Annotated in this window: 22 protein-coding genes; 12 read left to right on the top strand and 10 right to left on the bottom strand. The window is 69.1% G+C overall.

The genetic code is table 11. The features are described from left to right. The first annotated feature begins 93 nt into the window (after positions 1-93). The 3 genes from ACQ4L4_RS22025 to argG all read left to right on the top strand — a co-directional run bounded on the left by ACQ4L4_RS22025 (position 94) and on the right by argG (position 2939). The gene (locus tag ACQ4L4_RS22025) at positions 94-876 is read left to right on the top strand and encodes a substrate-binding periplasmic protein (RefSeq protein WP_431100980.1); all 783 of its coding nucleotides are present in this window, start codon (positions 94-96) and stop codon (positions 874-876) included. Positions 877-916: 40 nt separating this feature from the next. Continuing rightward, positions 917-1507 (top strand): IMPACT family protein, encoded by a 591-nt coding sequence (locus ACQ4L4_RS22020; RefSeq protein WP_431100979.1) that lies wholly within the window; start codon positions 917-919, stop codon positions 1505-1507. A 91-nt stretch (positions 1508-1598) separates the two neighbouring features. After that, on the top strand, positions 1599-2939 hold the full coding sequence (argG, locus tag ACQ4L4_RS22015) for an argininosuccinate synthase (RefSeq protein ID WP_431100978.1): 1341 nt from the start codon (positions 1599-1601) through the stop codon (positions 2937-2939). Between the two features lie 152 nt (positions 2940-3091). On the opposite strand, the gene ACQ4L4_RS22010 is transcribed toward argG, so the two are convergent. The 4 genes from ACQ4L4_RS22010 to ACQ4L4_RS21995 all read right to left on the bottom strand — a co-directional run bounded on the left by ACQ4L4_RS22010 (position 3092) and on the right by ACQ4L4_RS21995 (position 6930). Then, a complete protein-coding gene (locus ACQ4L4_RS22010; RefSeq protein ID WP_377158740.1) occupies positions 3092-3766 on the bottom strand; it encodes a PEP-CTERM sorting domain-containing protein in 675 nt (224 codons plus the stop codon). Positions 3767-3962: 196 nt separating this feature from the next. Beyond that, complete coding sequence (gene sigJ / locus ACQ4L4_RS22005) at positions 3963-4991, bottom strand: RNA polymerase sigma factor SigJ (RefSeq protein ID WP_431100977.1); 1029 nt, start codon at positions 4989-4991, stop codon at positions 3963-3965. Positions 4992-5117: 126 nt separating this feature from the next. Beyond that, positions 5118-6161, bottom strand: a complete 1044-nt coding sequence (queA, locus tag ACQ4L4_RS22000; protein WP_431100976.1) for a tRNA preQ1(34) S-adenosylmethionine ribosyltransferase-isomerase QueA — start codon at positions 6159-6161, stop codon at positions 5118-5120. 16 nt (positions 6162-6177) lie between these two features. Beyond that, positions 6178-6930 carry a substrate-binding periplasmic protein gene (locus tag ACQ4L4_RS21995; RefSeq protein WP_431100975.1) on the bottom strand — a complete coding sequence of 251 codons (753 nt, stop codon included), beginning with the start codon at positions 6928-6930 and terminating at the stop codon, positions 6178-6180. A 259-nt stretch (positions 6931-7189) separates the two neighbouring features. Between ACQ4L4_RS21995 and recG the strand changes: the two genes are divergently transcribed. Continuing rightward, positions 7190-9355 carry an ATP-dependent DNA helicase RecG gene (gene recG, locus ACQ4L4_RS21990; RefSeq protein WP_431100974.1) on the top strand — a complete coding sequence of 722 codons (2166 nt, stop codon included), beginning with the start codon at positions 7190-7192 and terminating at the stop codon, positions 9353-9355. 30 nt (positions 9356-9385) lie between these two features. Here the strand turns inward: recG and ACQ4L4_RS21985 are convergent, their stop codons facing one another. The 3 genes from ACQ4L4_RS21985 to panB form a co-directional block, all read right to left on the bottom strand. Further along, positions 9386-10105: a peptidylprolyl isomerase gene (locus ACQ4L4_RS21985; protein WP_431100973.1), complete on the bottom strand. Its 720-nt coding sequence runs from the start codon at positions 10103-10105 to the stop codon at positions 9386-9388. Positions 10106-10313: 208 nt separating this feature from the next. After that, positions 10314-11147 carry a pantoate--beta-alanine ligase gene (gene panC / locus ACQ4L4_RS21980; RefSeq protein WP_431100972.1) on the bottom strand — a complete coding sequence of 278 codons (834 nt, stop codon included), beginning with the start codon at positions 11145-11147 and terminating at the stop codon, positions 10314-10316. A 2-nt stretch (positions 11148-11149) separates the two neighbouring features. After that, positions 11150-12013 (bottom strand): 3-methyl-2-oxobutanoate hydroxymethyltransferase, encoded by an 864-nt coding sequence (gene panB / locus ACQ4L4_RS21975; RefSeq protein ID WP_431100971.1) that lies wholly within the window; start codon positions 12011-12013, stop codon positions 11150-11152. A 98-nt stretch (positions 12014-12111) separates the two neighbouring features. Here panB and ACQ4L4_RS21970 point away from each other — a divergent pair, with 98 nt between their 5' ends. The 3 genes from ACQ4L4_RS21970 (at position 12112) to ACQ4L4_RS21960 (ending at position 15493) form a co-directional block, all read left to right on the top strand. Next, positions 12112-13032: a hydrogen peroxide-inducible genes activator gene (locus tag ACQ4L4_RS21970; RefSeq protein WP_431100970.1), complete on the top strand. Its 921-nt coding sequence runs from the start codon at positions 12112-12114 to the stop codon at positions 13030-13032. A 212-nt stretch (positions 13033-13244) separates the two neighbouring features. After that, positions 13245-14729, top strand: coding sequence for a catalase (locus tag ACQ4L4_RS21965; RefSeq protein WP_377158748.1), 1485 nt, complete (start codon positions 13245-13247; stop codon positions 14727-14729). 239 nt (positions 14730-14968) lie between these two features. Beyond that, positions 14969-15493 (top strand): Dps family protein, encoded by a 525-nt coding sequence (locus ACQ4L4_RS21960; RefSeq protein ID WP_067280034.1) that lies wholly within the window; start codon positions 14969-14971, stop codon positions 15491-15493. 83 nt (positions 15494-15576) lie between these two features. Here the strand turns inward: ACQ4L4_RS21960 and ACQ4L4_RS21955 are convergent, their stop codons facing one another. From ACQ4L4_RS21955 to ACQ4L4_RS21945, 3 genes are all read right to left on the bottom strand, one after another. Beyond that, entirely contained in the window at positions 15577-16257 is a 681-nt protein-coding gene (locus ACQ4L4_RS21955; RefSeq protein WP_421035634.1) for a hypothetical protein, read from the bottom strand. After that, entirely contained in the window at positions 16254-16664 is a 411-nt protein-coding gene (locus tag ACQ4L4_RS21950; RefSeq protein WP_431100969.1) for a RusA family crossover junction endodeoxyribonuclease, read from the bottom strand. The genes ACQ4L4_RS21955 and ACQ4L4_RS21950 overlap by 4 nt, the downstream gene beginning before the upstream one ends. A gap of 162 nt (positions 16665-16826) precedes the next feature. Then, complete coding sequence (locus ACQ4L4_RS21945; protein WP_431100968.1) at positions 16827-17780, bottom strand: phosphate acetyltransferase; 954 nt, start codon at positions 17778-17780, stop codon at positions 16827-16829. A 119-nt stretch (positions 17781-17899) separates the two neighbouring features. On the opposite strand from ACQ4L4_RS21945, the gene ACQ4L4_RS21940 reads away from it, so the two are divergent. The 5 genes from ACQ4L4_RS21940 (at position 17900) to ACQ4L4_RS21920 (ending at position 23250) form a co-directional block, all read left to right on the top strand. Beyond that, on the top strand, positions 17900-20176 hold the full coding sequence (locus tag ACQ4L4_RS21940) for a DUF3141 domain-containing protein (protein WP_431100967.1): 2277 nt from the start codon (positions 17900-17902) through the stop codon (positions 20174-20176). After that, positions 20173-20964: an enoyl-ACP reductase FabI gene (fabI, locus tag ACQ4L4_RS21935; RefSeq protein ID WP_431100966.1), complete on the top strand. Its 792-nt coding sequence runs from the start codon at positions 20173-20175 to the stop codon at positions 20962-20964. The genes ACQ4L4_RS21940 and fabI overlap by 4 nt, the downstream gene beginning before the upstream one ends. A gap of 3 nt (positions 20965-20967) precedes the next feature. Continuing rightward, on the top strand, positions 20968-22191 hold the full coding sequence (locus ACQ4L4_RS21930) for an acetate/propionate family kinase (protein ID WP_431100965.1): 1224 nt from the start codon (positions 20968-20970) through the stop codon (positions 22189-22191). 2 nt (positions 22192-22193) lie between these two features. Further along, on the top strand, positions 22194-22568 hold the full coding sequence (locus ACQ4L4_RS21925) for a hypothetical protein (protein ID WP_431100964.1): 375 nt from the start codon (positions 22194-22196) through the stop codon (positions 22566-22568). Positions 22569-22644: 76 nt separating this feature from the next. Then, on the top strand, positions 22645-23250 hold the full coding sequence (locus ACQ4L4_RS21920) for a DJ-1/PfpI family protein (protein WP_377158756.1): 606 nt from the start codon (positions 22645-22647) through the stop codon (positions 23248-23250). Positions 23251-23369 lie beyond the last annotated feature (119 nt).

The raw sequence follows: 23369 nt of genomic DNA, 5'->3' as shown, positions 1-23369 counted from the left end.
CGCGTCCGATGGGGTTCGCGCCGTGGCGAGGCGTCACGGCCGCGGCGTAGACTCCTCTCGCAATCGGAAGCGCAGACTGCCCGGAGAAGCATCTTGAGGTCCTGGATCGCCGCCCTTGTCGCGACGGCTGCCGGCGCCATCGCGCCGGCGCCCGCGCTCGCCTGCGGGCCGTACACGGTCGGCCTCTACGAGTACAGCGGGCTCTACTACCGCGACACGAAGGGCCGCTGGGCCGGCATCGACAAGGACGTCGTCGACGAAGTGGCCCGCCGCAGCGGCTGCAAGCTCGCGGCCATCACCGAATCGCGCGTGCGCATCTGGGCGCGGCTCGCCTCCGGCCAGATGGACATGACGGTCTCCGCGATGATGACGAAGGAGCGCGAGCTGCTCGTCGAGTTCATCCCGTACATCGAGTCGAAGCAGTTCGTCGTGATGCGCCCGGCGCTGGCGGCCTCGAGCGGAACGCCCGCGGCTTTCCTCGCCGACAAGCGGCGCCGCGTCATCGTCGTGCGCGGCTACGTCTTCACGCCGACGGTGGAATCGTGGCTCACGTCCCTGCGCATCCAGGGCCGCGTCGACGAGGCGCCCGATCAGCCCACCGCGATCCGCATCTTCAAGGCCGGCCGCGGCGACGCCGTCGTGCTGGGCGCGCACAGCCTGGCCCTCGCGCGGCGCGCGGATCCGGTGTTCGCGGCCTTCACCGCGCTGTCCTTCGCGCCGAACGAGCGCAGCATCGGCGCGCTGGCGCTGTCCCGCGAGCGCATTCCCCAGGCCGATCGCGACCTCATGCGGCATGCCGTCGACGAGATGCTGAAGGATGGGACCATCGAGGGCTTCAAGCACAAGCATCTCGGCGATCTGTCCCAGACCCCGTGAGGCAATCGCGTCGGACGACGCGGACGCGACAATCGCGCCCATGCCCCACAGCCTCGCCGCGCCGGTCCACGCCGAACTGATCATCAAGAAGAGCCGCTTCATCGGCTGCGTGGAATCGGTGCCCGATCGCGCGGCGGCGCTGGCGCGCGTCGAGCAGCTGCGCGCCGAACACCCCGGCGCCGCCCACGTCTGCTGGGCGCTGATGGCCGGTGGGCAGTCCGCCGCCAACGACGACGGCGAGCCCGGCGGCACCGCCGGCCGCCCGATGCTGGAGGTGCTGCGCCACCAGGACCTGGAAGGCGTGCTGGCGACGGTGGTGCGCTACTTCGGCGGCGTGAAGCTGGGCGCGGGCGGACTCGTGCGCGCCTACACCGACGCCGTCGCGCAGGCGCTGCTGAAGGCCGACAAGGTGCCGGTGATCCGGCTGCGGACGCTGCGCTGCACCCTGCCCTACGCGCAGGAAGGCCTGCTGAGGCGCGAGGCCGAGAAGGCCGGGGCGCAGCTGGTGGACGTGGCGCATGGGGCGCTGGTCGAGGTCACGCTGCGCTTGCCGGAGAGCGCCGCCGAAGGCTTCGTCGCGCTGCTCAACGAGTCGGGGCAGGGGCGGATCGGCTGGCTCAAGGAAGCCTGAGTTGCCCGTTGGCGGAGCGATAAGCATGCTTACTTCAGAAGTAAGCACGCTAACATCGCAGGTTGCTTGTTCCCCTACCGTGAGGCGTACCGTGGCCGCAACCATCCTCCAAAAGATTCCCGCCGGCGAGCGCGTCGGCATCGCCTTCTCGGGCGGCCTGGACACCAGCGCCGCGGTGCACTGGATGCGCGGCAAGGGCGCCGTCCCCTGCGCCTACACCGCCAACCTCGGCCAGCCCGACGAGAGCGACTACGACGAGATCCCCCGCAAGGCCAAGGCCTACGGCGCCGAGATCGCCCGCCTGGTCGACTGCCGCGCGCTGCTGGTCGCCGAAGGCATCGCCGCCCTGCAGTGCGGCGCGTTCCACATCAAGAGCGGCGGCGCCACCTACTTCAACACGACCCCGCTGGGCCGCGCCGTGACCGGCACCGCCCTGGTCGTGGCCATGCGCGATGACGGCGTCAACATCTGGGGCGACGGCTCGACCTTCAAGGGCAACGACATCGAGCGCTTCTACCGCTACGGCCTGCTGGCCAACCCGGCGCTGAAGATCTACAAGCCCTGGCTGGACCAGACCTTCATCGACGAGCTCGGCGGCCGCAAGGAGATGAGCGAGTACCTCATCGCCAACGGCTTCGACTACAAGATGAGCGTGGAGAAGGCCTACTCGACCGACTCCAACATGCTGGGCGCCACCCACGAGGCCAAGGACCTGGAGTTCCTGAACAAGGGCATGAACATCGTCACCCCGATCATGGGCGTGGCCTTCTGGCGCGACGACGTCGCCATCAAGGCGGAGACGGTGACGGTGCGCTTCGAGGAAGGCGTGCCGGTGACGATCAACGGCCAGACCTACGCCAACCCGGTCGACCTGTTCATGGAAGCCAACCGCGTCGGCGGCCGCCACGGCCTGGGCATGTGCGACCAGATCGAGAACCGCATCATCGAGGCCAAGTCCCGCGGCATCTACGAAGCCCCCGGCATGGCGCTGCTGCACATCGCCTACGAGCGCCTGGTCACCGGCATCCACAACGAGGACACGATCGAGCAATACCGCATGAACGGCATGAAGCTCGGCCGTCTGCTGTACCAGGGCCGCTGGTTCGACCCGCAATGCCTGATGCTGCGCGAGACCGCCCAGCGCTGGGTCGCCCGCGCGATCACCGGCGAAGTGACGCTGGAGCTGCGCCGCGGCAACGACTACACGATCCTCGACACCGTCAGCCCCAACCTGACCTACGCGCCGGAGCGCCTGTCGATGGAGAAGGTCGAGGACGCCGCCTTCACGCCGGCCGACCGCATCGGCCAGCTGACGATGCGCAACCTGGACATCGCCGACACCCGCGAGAAGCTCGGCGTCTACAGCCGCAGCGGCCTGCTGGGCAAGAACTCGGAAGGCTCGATCCCGCTGCTGACCGGCGGGGGCGAATAAGCACCGAGCAGGCACCGGAATCGGCCGGGTCCGCTCACGCGGTCCGGTTGGCGCCGGTCAAGTCCTGACCCTGACCGGTCCGGAAAGCAAAAAAGCCGCTGAGCGATCAGCGGCTTTTTTCATTCGCGGGGCCGACGCCCCGATCCCGGCGATCAGCCGCGGCGGCGGCGCACCAGGAAGCCCAGCGCGCCCAGGCCCGCCAGCATCAGCGCGTAGGTGTGCGGTTCCGGGACGGCCGGGGCGACCGCGGCGTTGACGTTGGAGCTCAGGAACTCCGCGCGCAGGCCGGTGAAGTTGTAGGTCTGGTCGACCGTGTCGGTCACGACGAACTGCAGCGTGTTCACGCCGGCGAGGAAGCCGCTCGAGGCCGCGAACGAGGTCCAGTCCGCGTAGCCGCGCTGGCCGGAGATCGTCGAGATCGCCACGCCGTTGAGCAGCAGCACGCCGTTGTTGTCCGCCGCCCAGTGGCCGCTGAACGAGGCGCTGCTGGCGTCGAAGCCGGTCAGGTCGAAGTTCAGCGTCCAGGTGAACGTCGAATTGCCCGTCGGGCTGTAGTTGGTGTTCTGGTCGGCACCCGGGATCAGCCACGACGAGGTCGCCGTGTTGGGCAGCCAGCTCGGGAACGGATCCGCGCTGCCGTTGCTGACGACGCCGAAGCCGGACAGGCCGGCCGCATTGCCGGTGGCCGTGTACTTGTAGTTGGTGTCGGTGCTGCCCGTCGACTGTCCGGCGCCGGTGTTCACCAGGCCCCCGATGGAAGCGGCGGCGGCCAGGCCGCTGAACAGCGCGGCGGCGGCGGCGATCGAGGTGCGTGCAAACAGCGTCATGGTGATTCCCGAGCGGTGGTAGGTCTTGTGGGCTCGATTGTCCCTAAACATAGGGATTCCCAAAGGCGCCCAACCCCCCGTGGGCGCGGGGGGACACCACAGTCCGAAGGAGGGGGTCGGGTGTTGCCTCCCCGGTCATTTCGCGCCAGAACAGCGCGGGACTGCGCTGAGTGGGCGCATCGCGCCCACTTTCGACTCACGTCGCACCATCGCCGGGCGCGGGGGACACGGACGGCGGAACGGCCCCGGAAACCACGAGCGGCTCGATCCTCGGCAGGTGACCGAGCTTGTCGGGGTTGCGCTGGACATAGATCGCGCTGACCCTGCCCGGTTGCGGCGCGGGTCGCAGCGCGACGGTCTGGATCGGTTCGCCGGCGACGTCGTAGACGATGTAGCCCGGCAGTCCGTTGACCCGCGCCGGGCGGACGCGCCAGTCGCGGGCGGTCGGCATCTTCACGAAACCCACGAAGGTCCGCGCCACCAGGGCGCCGCCTTCGAGCATGCGCGGCACCGCCGAGACCTTGCCGCCGCCGTCCGCCAGCAGGATCGCGTCGTCGGTCAGCACCTTGGCCAGGCCCTCGACGTCGAAGGACTGCAAAGCCCCCATGAAGGCCTGGAACAGGCGCTGGCGCTCCTCATCCTCGACCTCGTGGCGTGCGTAGTCTGCCTTGACGTGCTGCCGCGCGCGGCTCGCCAACTGGCGGCAGGCCGCGGCGCTGCGGCCCAGCCGGCGCGCGATCTCGTCGAAGTCCAGCTCGAACACCTCGTGCAGCAGGAATGCGGCGCGCTCCAGCGGGGAGAGCCGCTCCAGCGTCAGCATGAACGCCACCGACACGTCCTGCGCGAACTCGGCCTGCGCCTCGGGGCTCGGCGACCAGTCGCCGGCCTCGTCGACCAGCGGCTCGGGCAGCCAGACGCCGACGTACTGCTCGCGCCGCATCGCCGCCGACTGCAGCCGGTCCAGGCAGAGGTTGGTCACCAGCCGCGACAGGAAGGCGCCGGCGTGGCGCACGGTTGACTCGTCGACATCGGCCCAGCGCAGCCAGGCTTCCTGGACGATGTCCTCGGCCTCGGCGCGCGATCCCAGCATCCGGTAGGCCAGCGCCCGCAGCGAACGGGCGTGATCGCGGTCGTAGCGCAGCGCGCGCGCGGCGGGCGAAGGGTCGAGCGCCGGGCCGCTGGCGGCGGAAGCATCGGGAGCAGGGTCGGGAACGTGATCGGTCATGGCGCGTCGTCCGGAGTCGTCTTGCTCACAAGACGACGCAGCCTACTCCGATGTGACACGACCGGTGAGCGCAGCCGCCCCTCGTCGGCCGACGGAGCGCGGGCCCGGGAGCGCGACCCGCGTCGATCAGCGCCCGGCGCGCTCCAGCAGCATGGCGTCGCCGTAGCTGAAGAACCGGTAGCGCTGCGCGATCGCATGGCGGTAGAGCGCCATGATGGGCTCGTAGCCGGCGAAGGCCGACACCAGCATCATCAGCGTGCTCTTGGGCAGGTGGAAGTTGGTCACCAGCCGGTCGACGACCTGGAAGTCGAAGCCGGGCGTGATGAAGATGTCGGTCTCCCGCGCGCCGGCCTTGAGCCCTCCGCCGAGCGCCGCCGACTCCAGCGCGCGCAGCGTCGTGGTGCCGACGGCAGTCACCTTGCCGCCCGCGGCACGGCAGCGCGCGATCGCGTCGACGGTGTCGGACGTGACCTGGAACCACTCGCTGTGCATCTTGTGCTCGGCCAGCGATTCGACGCGCACCGGCTGGAAGGTCCCGGCGCCGACATGCAGCGTCACGTGCGCCGTGCCGACGCCGCGTTCTGCCAGCCGCGCCAGCAGCGCTTCGTCGAAATGCAGCGCGGCGGTCGGCGCGGCCACGGCGCCGGGCTCGCGCGCGAACACGGTCTGGTAGCGCCGCACGTCGTCCGCCGAGTCGCCGTGCTCGATGTAGGGCGGCAGCGGCACATGGCCGTGCTGCTCGAGCAACTCGAACGGATCGCCGGACAGGCGCAGGTGGAAGAGGCCGTCGTCCGGCCCGCAACGGCCGAGGACCTCGGCGTCGAACGCGTCGGCGAAGCGCACCACCGCGCCTGCCTTCGGGCTCTTGCTGGCGCGCATGTGGGCCCAGACCTCGCGGGTGCCGGGCAGCACGCGCTCGACCAGCGCCTCGACCGCGCCGCCGCTGGCCTTGGCGCCGTACAGGCGGGCCTTGATGACCTTGGTGTCGTTGAACACCAGCAGGTCGCCGGGATTCAGCAGATCGGGCAGTTCGCGGAACACGCGGTCGACGGGCGGATCGGACCGGCCGTCGAGCAGACACGAGGCGCTGCGTTCCGCGGCGGGGTGTTGGGCGATGAGGTCGGGAGGCAGAGCGAAATCGAAATCGCTCACCGAGAAGGTTCGGGACATGGGAACGATTTTCCCACTACTGCCAGCGCGCCCCCTGCTGCAGCAGCATCGCCAGCCGCCCGCTGCCCTGCAGATCGCCGATGCCGCGGCTCAGCGCGGCGGCGAAGCGCTCGCCCTCGGGCCGGATCTTCGAGAACACCGTGAACAGCGGGATCTCCGACAACGAGGGCTCCAGCCACACCAGCTTGCCGGCGGCTTCGCGCAGGTGCGTCTCCAGCAGATGGGCGCCGACGCCCTTGTCGATCAGCGCCAGATCGACACGGCCGGCCAGCAGCTTGCGCAGGTTGGCGAGGTCGTCGACGGCGCTCTCGATGGGCAGGTTCGCGGCGTCGAAACGGGGCGGATTCGCGTAGCCGTTGACGACGCCGATGCGCACCTCGCGCAGTGCGGCGAGGTCGTCGACGCGAAGCTTGTGATCCGCGCGCGCCATGAAGCCGATCTGGTTGAGGATGCCCAGCGCCTGCGGGAAGCGCATCGTGCGCTCGCGCTCCGCCGAGCGCCACGCGCCGATGATGCCGTCATGTTCGCCGCGCTGGAATTCGAGCAGCGCCCGCGCCCAGGGGCGGAAGGTGAGCGTCATCGACCGGCCCGACTGACGCAGGGCGGCGCGGGTGACCTCGCAGGCGATGCCGCCGCCCGGCAAGGTGCTGCCGGTGTAGGGCGGGAATTCGGTGGCGACCATCCGCACCGGCGCATCCTCCGCCCGCGCCGGCAGCGCCGGCATGGCGGTGGCGGCGAGCCAGAGCAGGCTCTTGCGGCGGGTGGTCATGGGCGGACGGGGTGAGTGGGATCGATGAGGGCAGACGGCCGGCAAGCGCGTGTGGGCCAGCCTAGCAGCCGTGAGTGGCCCCCGACTCCCCTCCGACCCGGGTGCGACCGCCAGAACGGCGTGCCGAACGGGCAATCGGTCACGGCCACGGCGAAATGCGTCGATACCGCGCCGGCCGTTCGACGTGCCCGTCCGCCGTCGTCCGCCCTCCCTCGTCACGTCCGGGACAGGTCGGCGTCCGAGGCAGAATCCTGCCCATATGTCAGAGGCCAGCACCGCTCCATCGTCGCCGCCGCCGCCCGCGAAACCGGGTCGCGCGGGAGCGGGCGCAGAGGCCGCGCCGTCCAAGTCCGCGCCGCAGAAGGCGATGGAAAAGATGGGCCTGACACGCGACATCGACCTCGCGCTGCACCTGCCGCTGCGCTACGAGGACGAGACCACGCTGACGCCGCTGGACCGCGCCCGCGACGGCGACACGCTCCAGTGCGAGGGCGAGGTCATCGAGAGCCGCATCGAGATCCGCGGCCGCCGGCAACTGCTGGTCAAGCTGCGCGACGACGACGGCGCGCTGCTGACGCTGCGCTTCCTCCACTTCTATCCCGCGCATCAGAAGACGATGGCGGTCGGCACCCGCGTGCGCGTGCGCGGCGAGATCCGCGTGGGCTTCTTCGGTCGCGAGATGGTCCATCCGAGCTTCCGCAAGGTCGACGTGGACACGCCGCTGTCGACCTCGCTGACGCCGGTCTACCCGACCAGCGCCCAGTTGCCGCAGGCCTACCTGCGCAAGGCCGTCGCGTCCGCGCTGCGCAGAGCGCCGCTGGACGAGGTCCTGCCGCTGGCACTCGTCCCCAAGGGGCTGCCCGCGCTGCGCGACGCGCTCAACTTCCTGCACCACCCGCCGCCGTCGGCCGGCCTGTCGACGCTGGAGGACCACACCCATCCGGCCTGGCAGCGGCTCAAGTTCGAGGAGCTGCTCGCGCAGCAGCTCAGCCAGCAGCGGGCCCAGCGCGAGCGGGCCCATCTGCGCGCACCGCCGCTGCGTGGCAGGCCCGGCGGCCTGCATGAACGGCTGCTCGCCGCCCTGCCCTTCGCGCTGACCGGCGCGCAGCACCGTGTCGCCGAGGAGGTCGCCGCCGACCTGGCCCGCCCGCAACCGATGCACCGCCTGCTGCAGGGCGACGTCGGGTCGGGCAAGACCGTGGTGGCCGCGCTCGCGGCCGCCGTGGCGATCGACGCCGGCTGGCAATGCGCGCTGATGGCGCCCACCGAGATCCTGGCCGAGCAGCACTTCCGCAAGCTCATCGGCTGGCTGGAGCCGCTGGGCATCCGCGTCGCCTGGATCACCGGCAGCATCAAGGGCAAGGCGCGACAGAAGATGCTCGACGCGGCCGCCTCGGGCGAGGCCACGCTGATCGTCGGCACGCACGCGGTGATCGAGGACAAGGTGCGCTTCCACCGGCTGGGGCTCGCGATCATCGACGAGCAGCACCGCTTCGGCGTCGCGCAGCGGCTGGCGCTGCGCAAGAAGCTCGCGGACGAGGCGTCCGGCGCCGCGGGCGCGGGCGCGGGCGCGGGCGCGGGCGCATCGGGCTCAGGCCCGCTCGAGCCGCACCTGCTGATGATGAGCGCCACGCCCATCCCGCGCACGCTGGCGATGACCTACTTCGCCGACCTGGACGTGTCGACGATCGACGAACTGCCGCCGGGACGCAGCCCGATCGTCACGCGCGTCTTCGCGGACAGCAGACGCGACGACGTCATCGAGAAGATCGCCGCCGCCGTCGAGGACGGGCGGCAGGTCTACTGGGTCTGTCCGCTGATCGAGGAGTCGGAAGCGCTCGATCTCAAGAACGCCACCGAGACGCATGCCGAGCTCGGGGCCGCGCTGCCGGGGAAGATGGTCGGACTGCTGCACGGCCGCATGCCGTCGGCGGAGAAGGCCGCGGTGATGTCGCTGTTCAGCGGCGGGCAGATGCAGATCCTCGTCGCGACGACCGTCATCGAGGTCGGCGTCGACGTGCCCAACGCCAGCGTGATGGTCATCGAACACGCGGAGCGCTTCGGCCTGTCGCAGCTGCACCAGTTGCGCGGCCGCGTGGGGCGGGGATCGGTCGCCAGCGTGTGCGTCCTGATCTACACCGGGCCGCTCTCGGACACCGGCAAGTCGCGCCTGCGCGCGATGGCCGAGACCACGGACGGCTTCGAGATCGCGCGACGCGACCTCGACATCCGCGGACCGGGGGAATTCATGGGCGCGCGCCAGAGCGGCGCGCAGTTGCTGCGCTTCGCCGATCTGCAGGAAGACGCGCCGCTGCTGAGCGCGGCGCGGGCGCTGGCGCCCCGGCTGCTCGACGAGCAGCCGCGCGCCGCGCAGCTGCAGGTCGAGCGCTGGCTCGGTCACAAGACCGAGTACCTCAAGGCCTGATCGCTCAAGGCCGGACCGCGCAGGGCCGGATCACTTCAGCTGGATGGCCCAGTACAGCAGGACTTCGGTCGCCGGGGTCTCGGCGCCGCTGTAGAGCTGCGGCTCGGCGTTGATCTTGTCGACCGTGGCCTGGCCCGAGATCACGCGGCCGAAGGCGGCGTAGCCCGGATCGGCGGCGGTCTTGTAGTCCAGCGTCGCGCTGTTGTCGACGGAGTTGAAGAAGAACTGGCTCGTCGCCGAGTCGGCCACCGAGGTCCGCGCCATCGCGATCGTGTACTTCACGTTGGACACGCCGACGTTGGTCTCCAGCTTGATCGCGCCGCCCAGGTCGGTGCCGGGGGCCTTGGCCACGTAACCCGTGATGAAGCCGCCGCCCTGCGCGACGAAGCCCGGCACGACCCGATGGAAGATCGTGTTGTCGTAGTACTTCGCGTTGACGTACTTCAGGAAGTTGGCGGTCGTGATCGGCGTGCGGGCGTCGAGCTCGACCACCATCTCGCCGTCGCTGGTCAGCATGCACACGACGCGCGCGGCCGTGCTGGCGTTCGACGCGGCGATGCCGGCGGCGCTGCAGGACGTGGTCGGCGCGACCGGCACCGGGTTCGGCTTCGGCGTCTGCACCGGATTGCCGCTGTCGTTGTCGCTGCCGCCGCCGCAGGCGGCCAGCATCAGGGCGCCGCCCAGCGCGGCGGACAGTGCCAGCAGACGGGGCTTGGAGGAGATCGGGGAGATGAGGGTGATCGACTTCATGTGGGCTCGCGATGGGAGCTTGTGGCTCCCGCTTTCTGGCAAAGAAGGGCGAAGTATCGTGGGCGCGTCGACACAAGTCATGGGGCCCGGTGCGTGCGCCGCACGAAATAAGACGGGGCTTTCCCTAACGCTGCCTTTACAGAGTGTCGGACCTCACTCTGGCGGTTCTGGAGTGCCCAGGATTCCCGCCGGAAAGACACGTCCCGTTTCAGAACTCGAGGTTGTCGATCAGGCGTGTTTCGCCGATCCGCGCGGCGGCGAGCGCGACCAGCGGCTCGCCCTCGCGCGCCGCGCCGAGGTCGTGGCGACGGCGCAGCGTCAGATAGTCCGGCGCCCAGCCGGCGTCGCGCAGCGACGCCATCGCGTCGGACTCGATGCGGTCGAGCTGGCGCTCCCCCGCCTGCCAGCGCGCGATCATCGCTTTCAGCGTGCGCGACAACAGCAGCGCGTCCCGCTTCTGCTGCTCGCTCAGGTAGCCGTTGCGCGAGGACAGCGCCAGGCCGTCGGCGTTGCGCTCGGTCTCGCCCGCCAGCACGCGGATCGGCATGGCCAGCTGGTCGACCATGCGGCGGATGACCATCAGCTGCTGATAGTCCTTCTTGCCGAAGACGGCCACGTCCGGCTGGACGATCTGGAACAGCTTCGCGACCACCGTGCAGACGCCGATGAAGAAGCCGGGCCGGAAGTGGCCCTCGAGGATGTCGGCCAGTTCCGCCGGCGGATGCACCTTGTAGCCCTGCGGCTCGGGGTACATCTCCCGTTCGTCGGGCGCGAAGACGAGGTCGCAGGTGGCGCCTTCCAGCAGCTCGGCGTCGCGCGCGAGCGTGCGGGGGTAGCGGTCGAAGTCCTCGTGCGGCGCGAACTGCAGCCGGTTGACGAAGACGCTGGCGACGACAAGGCCGTCCGCACCGACCGCGGCGCGGGCCTGGCGCACCAGCGCCAGATGGCCGTCGTGCAGGTTGCCCATCGTGGGCACGAACGCGACCGGGCGGCCGCCCGCGAGCGCGGCACGCAGGCCGGCGATGTCGTGGTGGATCTTCATGATCAGTAGGTGTGCTCGGCGGCGGGGAAGGCGCCGGACTTGACCTCGGTCACGTAGCGCGAGAAGGCGTCGCCGATCGAGGCCGCGCCCTGCATGAAGTCGCGCACGAAGCGCGGCTTGCGGCCGCCGCCCACGCCCAGCATGTCGTGCATCACCAGCACCTGGCCGGAGCACTCCGCGCCGGCGCCGATGCCGATGACGGGCACGCCCAGCGAGCGCGTCAGCTCGCCGGCCAGCGCGGCCGGCACCATCTCCAGCAGCAGCATCTGCGCACCCGCGTCGACGAGTTCGCGCGCATGCGCCTTGATGCGCGCGGCGCCGGCTTCATCGCGCCCTTGCACCTTGAATCCGCCCAGCGCGGTCACGGTCTGCGGCGTCAGGCCGAGGTGGGCGCAGACGGGGATGCCGCGCTCGGTCAGGAAGCGGACCGTCTCGGTGGTCCAGCCGCCGCCTTCGAGCTTGATCATGTGCGCGCCGGCCTGCGCCAGCTGCATGGCGTTTTTCCAGGCCACCTGCGGGGACTCGTGGTACGTGCCGAACGGCAGGTCCGCGATGACCCAGGCGACGCGGCGCGCGCGCGCCACGTTGGCCGTGTGATAGACCATCGCCTCCAGCGTGACGGGGACCGTCGTCTGCAGGCCTTGCACCACGTTGCCCAGCGAATCGCCGATCAGGATCGAGTCCACGCCGGCGTCTTCCATCGCGTGGGCGAAGGTGGCGTCGTAGGCGGTCAGCATCGCGATCTTCTCGCCGGCGGCATGCATGTCGAGCAGGCGCTGCAGCGTGACGGGCTTGCGGTCGGGCGACGAGCCCGCGGGCCGCGGCACGGCGTAGAGGGAGGTCGGGGGGGAGGTCTGGTCGGTCATGCGTGTCCCCTGGAGGCAGGTCCGGGGAGGGTCCGGGGGTGGGGCGGCAGTGTACCGGGACGGTGCCACGATGCCGCTTTCTGAGGACAATGCCGGCCATGACCCTGACTGAACTGCGCTACATCGTCGCCGTCGCCCGCGAGCGCCATTTTGGCCGCGCCGCGGAAGCCTGCTTCGTCTCCCAGCCGACGCTGTCGGTGGCGATCAAGAAGCTGGAGGAGGAGCTCGACGTCAAGATCTTCGAGCGCGGCGCCAACGAGGTGACGATGACGCCGCTGGGCGAGGACATCGTGCGCCAGGCCCAGTCGGTGATCGAGCAGGCCAGCGCGATCAAGGACATCGCCAAGCGCGGCAAGGACCCGCTGGACGGGCCGCTGCGGCTGGGCATCATCTACACGATCGGGCCCTACCTGCTGCCGGAGCTGGTCAAGCACTGCATCGACCTCTATCCGCGCATGCCGCTGATGCTGCAGGAGAACTTCACCCAGAAGCTGCTGGACATGCTGCGCACCGGCGAGCTGGACTGCGCGATCATGGCCGAGCCCTTCCCCGACGCGGGCCTGGCGGTGGCGCCGCTGTACGACGAGTCCTTCGTCGTGGCGGTGCCGGCGGTGCATCCGCTGGCGAAGAAGCCGCGCATCAGCGCCGAGGAGCTCAAGGCCGAGACGATGCTGCTGCTGGGCAACGGCCACTGCTTCCGCGATCACGTGCTGGAGGTCTGCCCGGAGTTCGCGCGCTTCTCGACGGACGCGGAAGGCATCCGCAAGAGTTTCGAGGGCAGCTCGCTGGAGACGATCAAGCACATGGTGGCGTCCGGGATGGGCGTCACGGTGGTGCCGGCGCTGAGCGTGCCGGACCATGTCCAGCCGCACCTGCGCTACGTGCCCTTCGAGGACCCGGCGCCGACGCGTCGCGTCGTGCTCGCCTGGCGCCGCACCTTCACCCGCTACGAGGCCGTCGCGGCGCTGCGCAACGCGGTCTATGCGTGCACGCTCAAAGGGGTGACGTTGCTGTCGTGACCTGCCGCAAGACCCGACCCCTTGCCTAAGCCGCCCTCGGGCGGCTTTAGTTTTTCCTTATCGCGACACTTAAGCTATCCAAATATCGCCATCGATAGCAATTCTCTAAAGTCCTCCTCATGCGCCGTTGCGGTCCTCCTTCCGGGAGAGTTCGGCGGCGGTCCGGACCTTTACAAAAGCGTCCCTGTCTGAAGCATCGAGGAGTGCCCCGAATGAGCGCCAAGCCCCAACATCCCGCCCAGTGCCCGGTCATGACGACGAGCGCGGGCGCGCCGATCGCCGACAACCAGAATTCGCTGACCGCCGGGCCGCGCGGCCCCGTCCTGATGCAGGACTACCAGCTCATCGAAAAGCTGGCCCACCAGAACCGTGAACGCATTCCTGAGCGCGTCGTGCATGCCAAGGGCTGGGGCGCCTTCGGCACGCTGACCGTCACGCAGGACATCACCCGATTCACCCGCGCGAAGCTGTTCGGCGAGGTCGGCCAGCAGACGCCGATGCTGGCGCGCTTCTCGACGGTCGCCGGTGAGCAGGGCGCCGCCGACGCGGAACGCGACGTCCGCGGCTTCTCCCTGAAGTTCTATACCGGCGAAGGCAACTGGGACCTGGTCGGCAACAACACCCCGGTGTTCTTCATCCGCGACCCGCTGAAGTTCCCCGACTTCATCCGCACGCAGAAGCGTCACCCGGTGACCAACCTGCGCTCCGGTACCGCCGCATGGGACTTCTGGAGCCTCTCCCCCGAAAGCCTGCACCAGGTCACCATCCTGATGAGCGACCGCGGCATCCCCGTCAGCCCGCGCTTCATGGACGGCTTCGGCTCCCACACCTACAGCTTCTGGAACGCGGACGGCGAGCGCTTCTGGGTGAAGTTCCACTTCAAGACCCGCCAGGGTCATCGCACCCTGACCAACGCCGAGGCGAGCACCGTCATCGGACAGACCCGCGAGAGCTACCAGGAAGACCTCTTCGGCGCGATCGAGCAGGGGCAGTTCCCGCAGTGGACGATGTCCGTGCAGGTGATGCCGGAACTCGACGCCGACAAGACCTCGTACAACCCCTTCGACCTGACCAAGGTCTGGCCGCATGCCGACTACCCGCTGATCGAGGTCGGCGTGCTCGAGCTCAACCGCAACCCGGAGAACTACTTCGAGGAGATCGAGCAGGCCGCGTTCTCGCCGAGCAACATCGTGCCCGGCATCGGCTTCAGCCCCGACAAGGTCCTGCAGGCGCGCATCTTCAGCTACGCCGACGCGCACCGCTATCGCCTCGGCACGCATTACGAGGCGCTGCCGGTGAACGCGCCCAAGTGCCCCGTCCATCACTATCACAAGGACGGCGCAATGAAGTTCTTCCGCACGCCGACGGGCAATCCGAACGCGTACTACGAGCCCAACAGCTTCGGCGGCGCGACGCAGGATCCGTCCGTGGCCGAACCGCCGCTGCGCCTGCAGGGCGACGCGGCGCGCTTCGACCACCGCGTCGGCAACGACGACTACGCGCAGCCCGGCGCCCTGTTCCGCCTGCTCGGCGAAGAACAGCAGCAGCGCCTGGGTCGCAACATCGCCGAATCGATGCGCGGCGTGCCGGCCTTCATCATCGATCGACAGCTGGGCCACTTCGACAAGGCCGATCCGGCCTACGGCCGTGTCGTGCGCGCCGCGCTGAGCGCGCTCGACATCGAGTTCACCGTCTGACACCGCCGGATTTCATCTGTAAGGAGCAAGACATGACCCCACGATCCGGACAACGCACACTGGGTTGGCTGCTGGTGGCCGCCGGCGCCGCGCTGAATGCACAGTCATTGATCGACTGGATGCAACACAGCGTCGCCTGAGCAGCACCCGCCTCGCGCCCCACGGTCATGTTGCCGATCCCCTGGATCGGTTAGGCTGCGGGGCGTCTTTTGTCTTCCATTCCCGTAAGGAGTCCCTCGATGGCCAAGAAGAGCCCCTCGCCCGCCAAAGCCGCCTCCGCCAAGGGCGCGCCGTCCATCCAGATCGGCATCAGCGACAAGGACCGCGCCGCGATCGCGCAGGGCCTGTCCAAGCTGCTGGCCGACACCTACACCCTCTACCTGACCACGCACAACTTCCACTGGAACGTGACCGGGCCGATGTTCAACTCGCTGCACGCGATGTTCATGGCCCAGTACACCGAGCTGTGGAACGCCGTGGACCCGGTCGCCGAGCGCATCCGCTCGCTGGGTCACAAGGCGCCGGGCTCCTACGCGCAATTCGCGGCGCTGAGCTCGCTGCCGGATGCGCCGACCACGCCGCCCAAGGCGCTGGACATGGTCCGCATCCTGGTCGACGGTCATGAAGGCGTCGCCCGCACCGCGCGCGCGCTGTTCGACCTGGTCGACAAGGCCAGCGACGAACCGACCGCCGACCTGCTCACGCAGCGCCTGACGGTGCACGAGCAGACCGCGTGGATGCTGCGCTCGCTGCTGGAAGAGTGATCAGCCGCCAACGCATTGCTCGCTGAGAAGGAAGGGACCGTTCGGTCCCTTTTTCTTTGATTCCATCGCGTGTCGCGTGACGCTCAACGGCTTCGGTCTCCCTCTTGAAGCCACACAGTCAAGCTCTCGGCCATGTCTCGCATTGCCCAGCAATCTGCTTCTGTAGCCTTCGACTCCAGCCCATGCACTTCGTCGTTCCTGAGGGAAAGAAACTTCTTTAGAGTTTGATGCTGCTCGGCGGAGATGTGCCCTGACGAATAGGCCTTGTTGATGAGGCTGAAATCTGTGTAGCCGTCCGCCACCTCGCCATCCTTTGAAATCAACGCTCTCAACGCGGACACCAGCACGGTCCAGAGGACTGGCACCAAGAAGCCCGCAGTTTCAGCTCGAATTCCAAGTCGATCGACTTCTGCCAATCGGGCCTGCAAGCTGCGAATCGTGACGCCGCCCGATGCCGTCGGCCCTGACGATGCGTCATCCACCAACTCGTCGTCGCGAACCGTGACGATCAGAAATTTCCAGCCGGGATGGCGCTGAACTTCCTGATCCACGTCAAAGATGAGTTCGGCATTTAGCGGGCTGCCTGCCGTCTTTACCTCAATCAGCAGATGTTCCTTCCCATTAACTGCAAGTAGATCGGGACGATAGCTTCCAAGCGAGAACGGAAGCTGGCTCATGGATGGCTCCACTGTTACCGCATATCCCTGCAACTCGTAGCGCTTGGCGATCAAACGTTCTGCCTGACGGGCCTTTTCTGTACTCATTTCAGTTCCTCTGCCAGATCCCTTGAATCCGAGATGGCTACATACACACAAGGCTCCCCATCGATGATCGCTTGAGCCAACAAACGTGGAATTCCTGCAATCGAATTAGGCACAGTAAGCGAACGCATGTGCGCGGAAACGTCCAGGACCATCGCGTCGTCCGCATAGATCAACGCGCACAACGCGTCCTGCACCGGTTTCACAAAATTGTTGATGTCTCCCGCCCTGGGATCATCGGCCAAATAGACCATCGTGAACTTGAGATGGCAGTCGATCAATGGATTCGCAGGCCAAGCCTGCATGGCTCGGCCATAAACGTAGTCCCGCCAAGCCTCCTTGTGGTCCTTGTTCTTGGCCTGATGAGAAACCGGAGTTCTCGGCAAAAGGAAATCGACAATCAACGGCATGCGTGTTCGAAAGAATGAATCGCTGCCACCATTCTCCAGAGCGCTTCGCGGAGAGCCATCACCACAGAGAGGGTGCTGCCCCAACACATTGCCCCAGCTTGGTGCTGTGAGTCGGCGCTTGGAAGGGCACGCCAGCAGCGCATTGCGATCAAATCGGGGTGACTACCCCACGGCCTTGATGCGCCCGGCCCGCCGGGCCTCCGCCAGCATCGAGGCCAACGCGCACGACGCGAGCCGCGCCGTGCGCGAATCGGCGCGGCTGGTCAGCACGATCGGCACCTTGGCGCCGAGCACCACCCCCGCCGCATAGGCCTGCGCCAGGAAGCTCAGGCTCTTGGCGAGCATGTTGCCCGCGTCCAGGTCCGGCACGATCAGCACGTTGGCCCTGCCCGCCACAGGCGACACGATGCCCTTGATGCGCGCGGCCTCGGGATCGATGGCGTTGTCCATCGCCAGCGGGCCGTCCAGCACCGCGCCAGTGATCTGCCCGCGGTCGGCCATCTTGCACAGCGCCGCCGCGTCCATCGTCGACGGCACCTTCGGATTCACCGTCTCCATCGACGACAGCAGCGCCACGCGCACCTCCGGCAGACGCAGCGCATGCGCGAGGTCGATCGCGTTCTGCACGATGTCGACTTTCTCCTCCAGCGTCGGCTGGATGTTGATCGCCGCGTCCGAGATGATCAGCGGCTGCGCATGCCCCGGCACGTCCATCACGAAGCAGTGGCTGATGCGCCGCGCGGTGCGCAGGCCGCCTTCGCGCCGCACCACCGCGCCCATCAGTTCGTCGGTGTGCAGGCTGCCCTTCATCAACGCGTCGACCTCGCCCTTGAGCGCCATCGCCACGCCCATGTCCGCCGCGGCATGGCTGTGCGGCACGTCGACCAGCGTGTAGCGCGACAGGTCCACGCCGGCCGCGGCGGCGGCCTCCGACACCTTGCCCGCCGGGCCGATCAGGATCGGCTCGATCAACCCCAATGACGCGGCCTCCGTCGCCGCGAGCAGGGACACGTCGTTGCAGGGGTGGACGACCGCCATGCGCAGCGGCGGCAGGTGGCGCACCGCCTCGATGAGGCGGTCGTAGTGCGGATGGGCACTGGGCGCTTGTTCGGTCATTGTTCGATCACCCTGCGTCTCCCTGGGACATTGGCAACGAGTCGCGGTCGATGATGCATGCTGCGGTGCAACAAATCAAGCCGAGCGGACCTCGCGAGGCAGTGCTGGGAGCAAAGCGAATGTCCGGAACGTCCGACTGGATCCACGACTGGCAAGCGTACGCGACCGACGCGTGGCAGCGCACGCTGCTGACGCTGGACACGATGCGCGAGCGCGGCAACGTGTTCCTCGACCATCTGCAGGCCGGCAAGCCGGCGCTGCTCAAGTTCGAACATGAACTGCTGATCGACGGCCGCGACCTGCCGCAACCCTGCAACTACGCCCTGCTGCGCATCCTGCCGGCCGACGGCGACATCGTCGATCCCGCGCGCCGGCCCATCGTCGTCATCGATCCGCGCGCGGGCCACGGCCCCGGCATCGGCGGCTTCAAGCCGGACTCCGAGATCGGCGTCGCGCTGCGCGCCGGTCATCCGGTCTACTTCATCACCTTCGAGCCGGAACCGGTCAAGGGTCAGACCTTGCTCGACGTCGCCCGCGCCGAGGCGCAGTTCATCGAGGAAGTCGCCCGCCGCCATCCGAAGGCGCCGGGGCTGCCGGCGGTGATCGGCAACTGCCAGGCCGGCTGGGCCGTCGCCGCGCTGGCTGCCGTGCGCAGCGACCTGATGGGCCCGATCGTGCTGAACGGCGCACCGCTGTCGTACTGGGCCGGCTCGCCGGAGCAGAACCCGATGCGCTACGCGGGCGGCGCGCTCGGCGGCGCCTGGATGTCGGCGCTGTCGGCGGACCTGGGCGGCGACCGCTTCGACGGCGCGCACCTGGTCTCCAACTTCGAGAACCTCAACCTCGCCAACAGCTGGTGGGACAAGTACTACCACCTCTATGCCAACGTCGACACCGAGCGCGAGCGCTTCCTCGACTTCGAGCGCTGGTGGGGCGGCTACTTCCGGATGACCGGCGAGGAGATCGAGGCGATCGTCGAGAACCTGTTCATCGGCAACCGCCTGGCGCGCGGCGAAGTCGAGCTGGAAGGCTATCGCCTGGACCTGCGCAACATCACCGCGCCCATGGTGATCTTCGCGTCCTGGGGCGACAACATCACGCCGCCGCAGCAGGCGCTGGACTGGATCATCGACGTCTGGGGCAGCGAGAAGGCGCTGGTCAAGGCGGGCCGCACCATCGTCTACATGCTGCATCCGAAGATCGGCCACCTGGGCATCTTCGTCGGCGGCGGGATCGCGCGGCGCGAGCATGAGCAGATCTTCGACACGCTCGAACAGATCGTCGCGCTGCCGCCCGGTCTCTACGAAATGAAGATCGACGCCCGCGATCCCGACGCGCCGCTGGCGGCGCTGGAATCGGGCGACTACTCCGTGAGCTTCGAGACCCGCACCGTGGACGACCTGCGCGCGCTGAATCCGGAGTGCCGCCGCGACGAGGCGCTGTTCAGCACGATCGCGCAGGTGTCGGAGATGAACATGCGCCGCTACCGCCAATGGCTGCAACCGGCGGTGCGCGCGGTCGGCAGCAAGGCGCTCGGCGAGTGGCTGCGCTGGACGCACCCGCTGCGCCTGCAGCATCTGGCGATCTCCGACCTGCATCCGTTGGCGCCGTGGCTCAAGCAGGCCGCCGACCACGCGCGCACGCAGCGCCAGAACGTCGATGCCGAGAACCCGTGGCTGAAGTGGGAGCAGCTCGGCTCCCGCGCGATCAGCGAATCGCTGGACCGGCTCGGCCACCAGCGTGACGCGACGCTCGTGCACTGGGTCGAGGCGGTGTACGGCCCCAGCGGCCTGGGCGCCGTGCTGCCACCGCGTGACTCGGACCTCGCGTCCGGCGTCGCGCACGCGGCCGCCGACGAGCGCGAAGGCCGTCGCATGGCGCTGGAGCAGGTCGAACAAGGCGGATTCGCGGACGCGGTCTGCCGCATCTTGCTGGCGGGGCTGGCCCATCGCGGCGTCGTCCAGCGGCGCGGGCTGGTCCTGGGCCAGCTGCTGGCCGATTCCCACCGCCGCATGGCCGAGGAGGCCGAAGGTGCCGTCGCCGCCGCGGCGGTGCCCGGCGAGGACTGGGCGACGCTCCTGCATCGGCAGGCGCTCATCGTGACCTTCGCGCCCGACGAGGCGATGGCCGCGCTGCCGACGCTGCTGCCGACGCTCGAGGACCGCGAGCAGGCGGTGGCCCTCGCGAGCGCGGTGCTGATGGCCGAATCCGAGCTCGCCGACCCGCAGTCGCCTGCGGCGCGCTACGTCCACGAGCTGCTGCACGTCGATCCGGCACGGGTCGCCGACATGGCGCTCGCGTTGTCGGCACCGATCGCGGCGACCACGGCGACGGTCTCGATCGCGGCCTCGACGGCGGCGGCCAAGCCGGCGCGTCGCCGCAAGGCGGTGGCATGAACTCCGCCGCCGTCCAGTTCGGCCGCCTGCTGGCCGGGCGCAAGGTGCTGATCACCGGCATCGCCAACGACCAATCCATCGCCTACGGTTGCGCCCGGGCCTTCCGCGCGATGGGCGCCGACCTGGCGCTGACCTACCTCAACGACAAGGCCCTGCCGCACGTGAAGCCGCTGGCCGACGCGCTCGGCGCCGAGCTGCTGCTGCCGCTGGACCTGCGCGAGCCCGAATCGCTCGACGCCGTCTTCGCCGCGGTCTCCGAGCGCTGGGGCGTGCTGCACGCGGCGTTGCACTCGATCGCGTTCGCGCCGAAGGACGATCTGCACGGGCGACTCGTCGACAGCAGCGCGGCCGGCTTCGCGCTGGCGATGGACATTTCGTGCCACAGCTTCATCCGCATGGCGCGCCTGGCGGAGCCGCTGATGCGAACCTCCGGCGGCACGTTGTTCACGATGAGCTTCCAGGGCGCGAGCCGCGTCGTCGAGCACTACAACCTGATGGGTCCGGTGAAGGCCGCGCTGGAAGCCTCAGTGCGCTACCTGGCGCACGAGCTGGGTCCGGCCGGGATCCGGGTGCACGCGATCTCGCCGGGGCCGATCGCGACACGCGCGGCCTCGGGCCTGGAGGAGTTCGACCAACTGCTCGCCGATGCCGCCGCCCGCGCGCCGGCCCACGCGCTGGCGACGATCGACGACGTCGGCTACGCGACCGCGATGCTCGCGGGCGACCACGCGCGGCTCATCACCGGCTCGACGCTGTACGTCGACGGCGGTTATCACATCATGGGGTGAGCGATGGATCCACGACTTGAAGGCGAATTCATCGCGGTGGTCAACGCGGGCTCATCCAGCATCAAGCTGTCGATGTACTCGCTGCACGAGGACCGCCGGCTGGGCCCGCTGCGGCTCGAATTGCGCGCGCAGGTCGAAGGGATCGGCACCGCGACGCCGCACTTCGAGGCCTCGCATGCCGACGGCTCGAAAGCCGGCTCGCGCGACTGGCCGGTCGGCGAGGCGCTGACGCACGAGGGGGCGCTCGATCACCTGGTCGAGTTCGTCACCCACGAGTTCCCCGGCATCGAGATGCTGGGCATCGGCCACCGCGTCGTGCACGGCGGGACCGCGTTCGCGCAACCGGTGCGGGTGACGCCGGCAGTGCTGGCGCAACTGGAGACGCTGGTGCCGCTCGCACCGCTGCATCAGCCGCACAACCTGGCGCCGATCCGCCGCGCGTTCTCGGCGCTTCCGGGGCTGCCGCAGGTCGCGTGTTTCGACACGGCCTTCCATCGCGGCCAGTCCGACGTCGCCGACGCCTTCGCGCTGCCCTATGCGCTGTTCGAGGCCGGCGTGCGGCGCTACGGCTTCCACGGGCTCAGCTACGAGTACATCGCGTCGCGGCTGCCGGCCCTGTCGCCGCGGCTGGCCGACGGACGCACCGTCATCCTGCACCTGGGCAACGGCGCCAGCGCCTGCGCGCTGCACCGCGGCCGCAGCATCGCCAGCAGCATGGGCTTCACCGCCGTCGACGGCCTGCCGATGGGCACGCGCAGCGGCGCGGTCGATCCCGGCGTGCTGATCTACCTGATGGACGAGCAGCGCATGGACGCGCGCGAGCTCGAGACCCTGCTCTACAAGCAGTCCGGCCTGCTCGGTCTATCCGGCATCTCCAGCGACATGCGCCAGCTGCTGACCAGTGACGCGCCGCGGGCGCGTTTCGCGATCGATGTCTTCGTCCATCGCGTCGCCCGCGAGATCGGCGCGCTGGCGGCGGAGATGGGCGGCCTGGACGGCCTGGTGTTCACCGCCGGCATCGGCGAGCACGCCGCGGAGATCCGTCGGCGGGTGCTGTCGCGCTGTCTTTGGCTGGGGGTGTCGGCGCAGGAGGCCGCCAACCGCGAGGGGCCGGCCGAGCGCCGGATCAGCACCGTCGACAGCCGGTGCGAGGCCTGGGTCATCCCCACCGACGAGGAACTCATGATGGCCCGCCACACGTTCCGGCTACTCGCCGGGGAGGAGTGACCATGCGAACGCCCAAGCAACGCTACAGCCACGAGGAGTGGGAGAAGACCGTCGAGGACGTGGACCTGCAGATCGCGCAGCTGGCGATCATGTGCCACGTGCGGCTGCTCGATCCCGGCGTCATCGAGCGCGTGCTCGACAACGACCTGCGCATCTGCGGCGACGGCCACGAAGGCGGCTTCGAGAAGCTGCGCGGCATGCTCTACCTGCACTACGAGGTCCAGGCCCGGCTGGCCGAGGAACTGGGCCCGGTCGACGCGGCCGAGGTCGTCCAACGCGTGCGCCAGCACCTGCTGGTGCGCATCGGCACGCAGCTCGGCACGCTGGGCACGCCGCAGGCGCCGGGCGGCGGCGGGGGCGACGCCGGCAGCCAATAACCCCGACGGCTTGGGCCGGGCGGGCGGCGGCGCTACAGTGGGCCGCATCGCCTTGCGGGCCTCTCGGGTCTTCCCCATGCGCATCGCCATCCTCTCCTTCGACGGCTTCAACGAGATCGACAGCTTCATCCCGCTGGGACTGCTGAACCGGCTCAAGCCGCTGGGCTGGTCCGCCGAGCTGTGCGGCCCGGGACCGGCGGTCACCTCGATGAACGGCGTGACCGTCCAGCTGAAACATCCGCTCGAATGGGCCAACGAGGCCGACGCCGTCTGGTTCGGCTCCGGCATCTACACGCGGGCGATCGCGGAGAACTCGGCGCTGCTGGACCGGCTGCAGCTCGATCCGACGCGGCAACTGATCGCGTCGCAGTGCTCCGGCGCGCTGCTGGTGGCCCGGCTGGGCTTGCTCGGCGATGCGCCGGCCTGCACCGATTCGTCCACGCGACCCTGGCTGGTCGAGGCCGGCGTGCGCGTCCTCGACGAGCCCTTCCACGCTCGCGGCCCGGTGGCGACGTCGGGCGGCTGCCTCGCGTCGCAGTACCTGTCGGCGTGGCTGATGTGGAGCAAGGCCGGCGAGTCCGCCGCGCGCGATGCGCTGACCTACGCCGCCCCGGTCGGCGAGAAGGACGAATACGTCGAGCGCCTGCTGGCCCGTGTCCGCCCGTTCATGACGCCCGCATGAAGGGTCCCACGACGTCCACGATCCGGAGTCGGCGGCAGCCGGCCCCGGGGGATGCGACCTGCGGTTAAGCCCCGCCAGCGTGGGAGCAGACCCCGGGGCCGGCTGCCGCCGACGGGCGC

Source organism: Roseateles noduli, assembly GCF_050626985.1.
In the GTDB taxonomy this organism is placed as follows: Bacteria; Pseudomonadota; Gammaproteobacteria; order Burkholderiales; family Burkholderiaceae_C; genus Roseateles; species Roseateles noduli_A.
The sequence above is the reverse complement of the archived record's forward strand: the minus strand, read 5'-3'. Positions and strand labels throughout refer to the sequence as shown.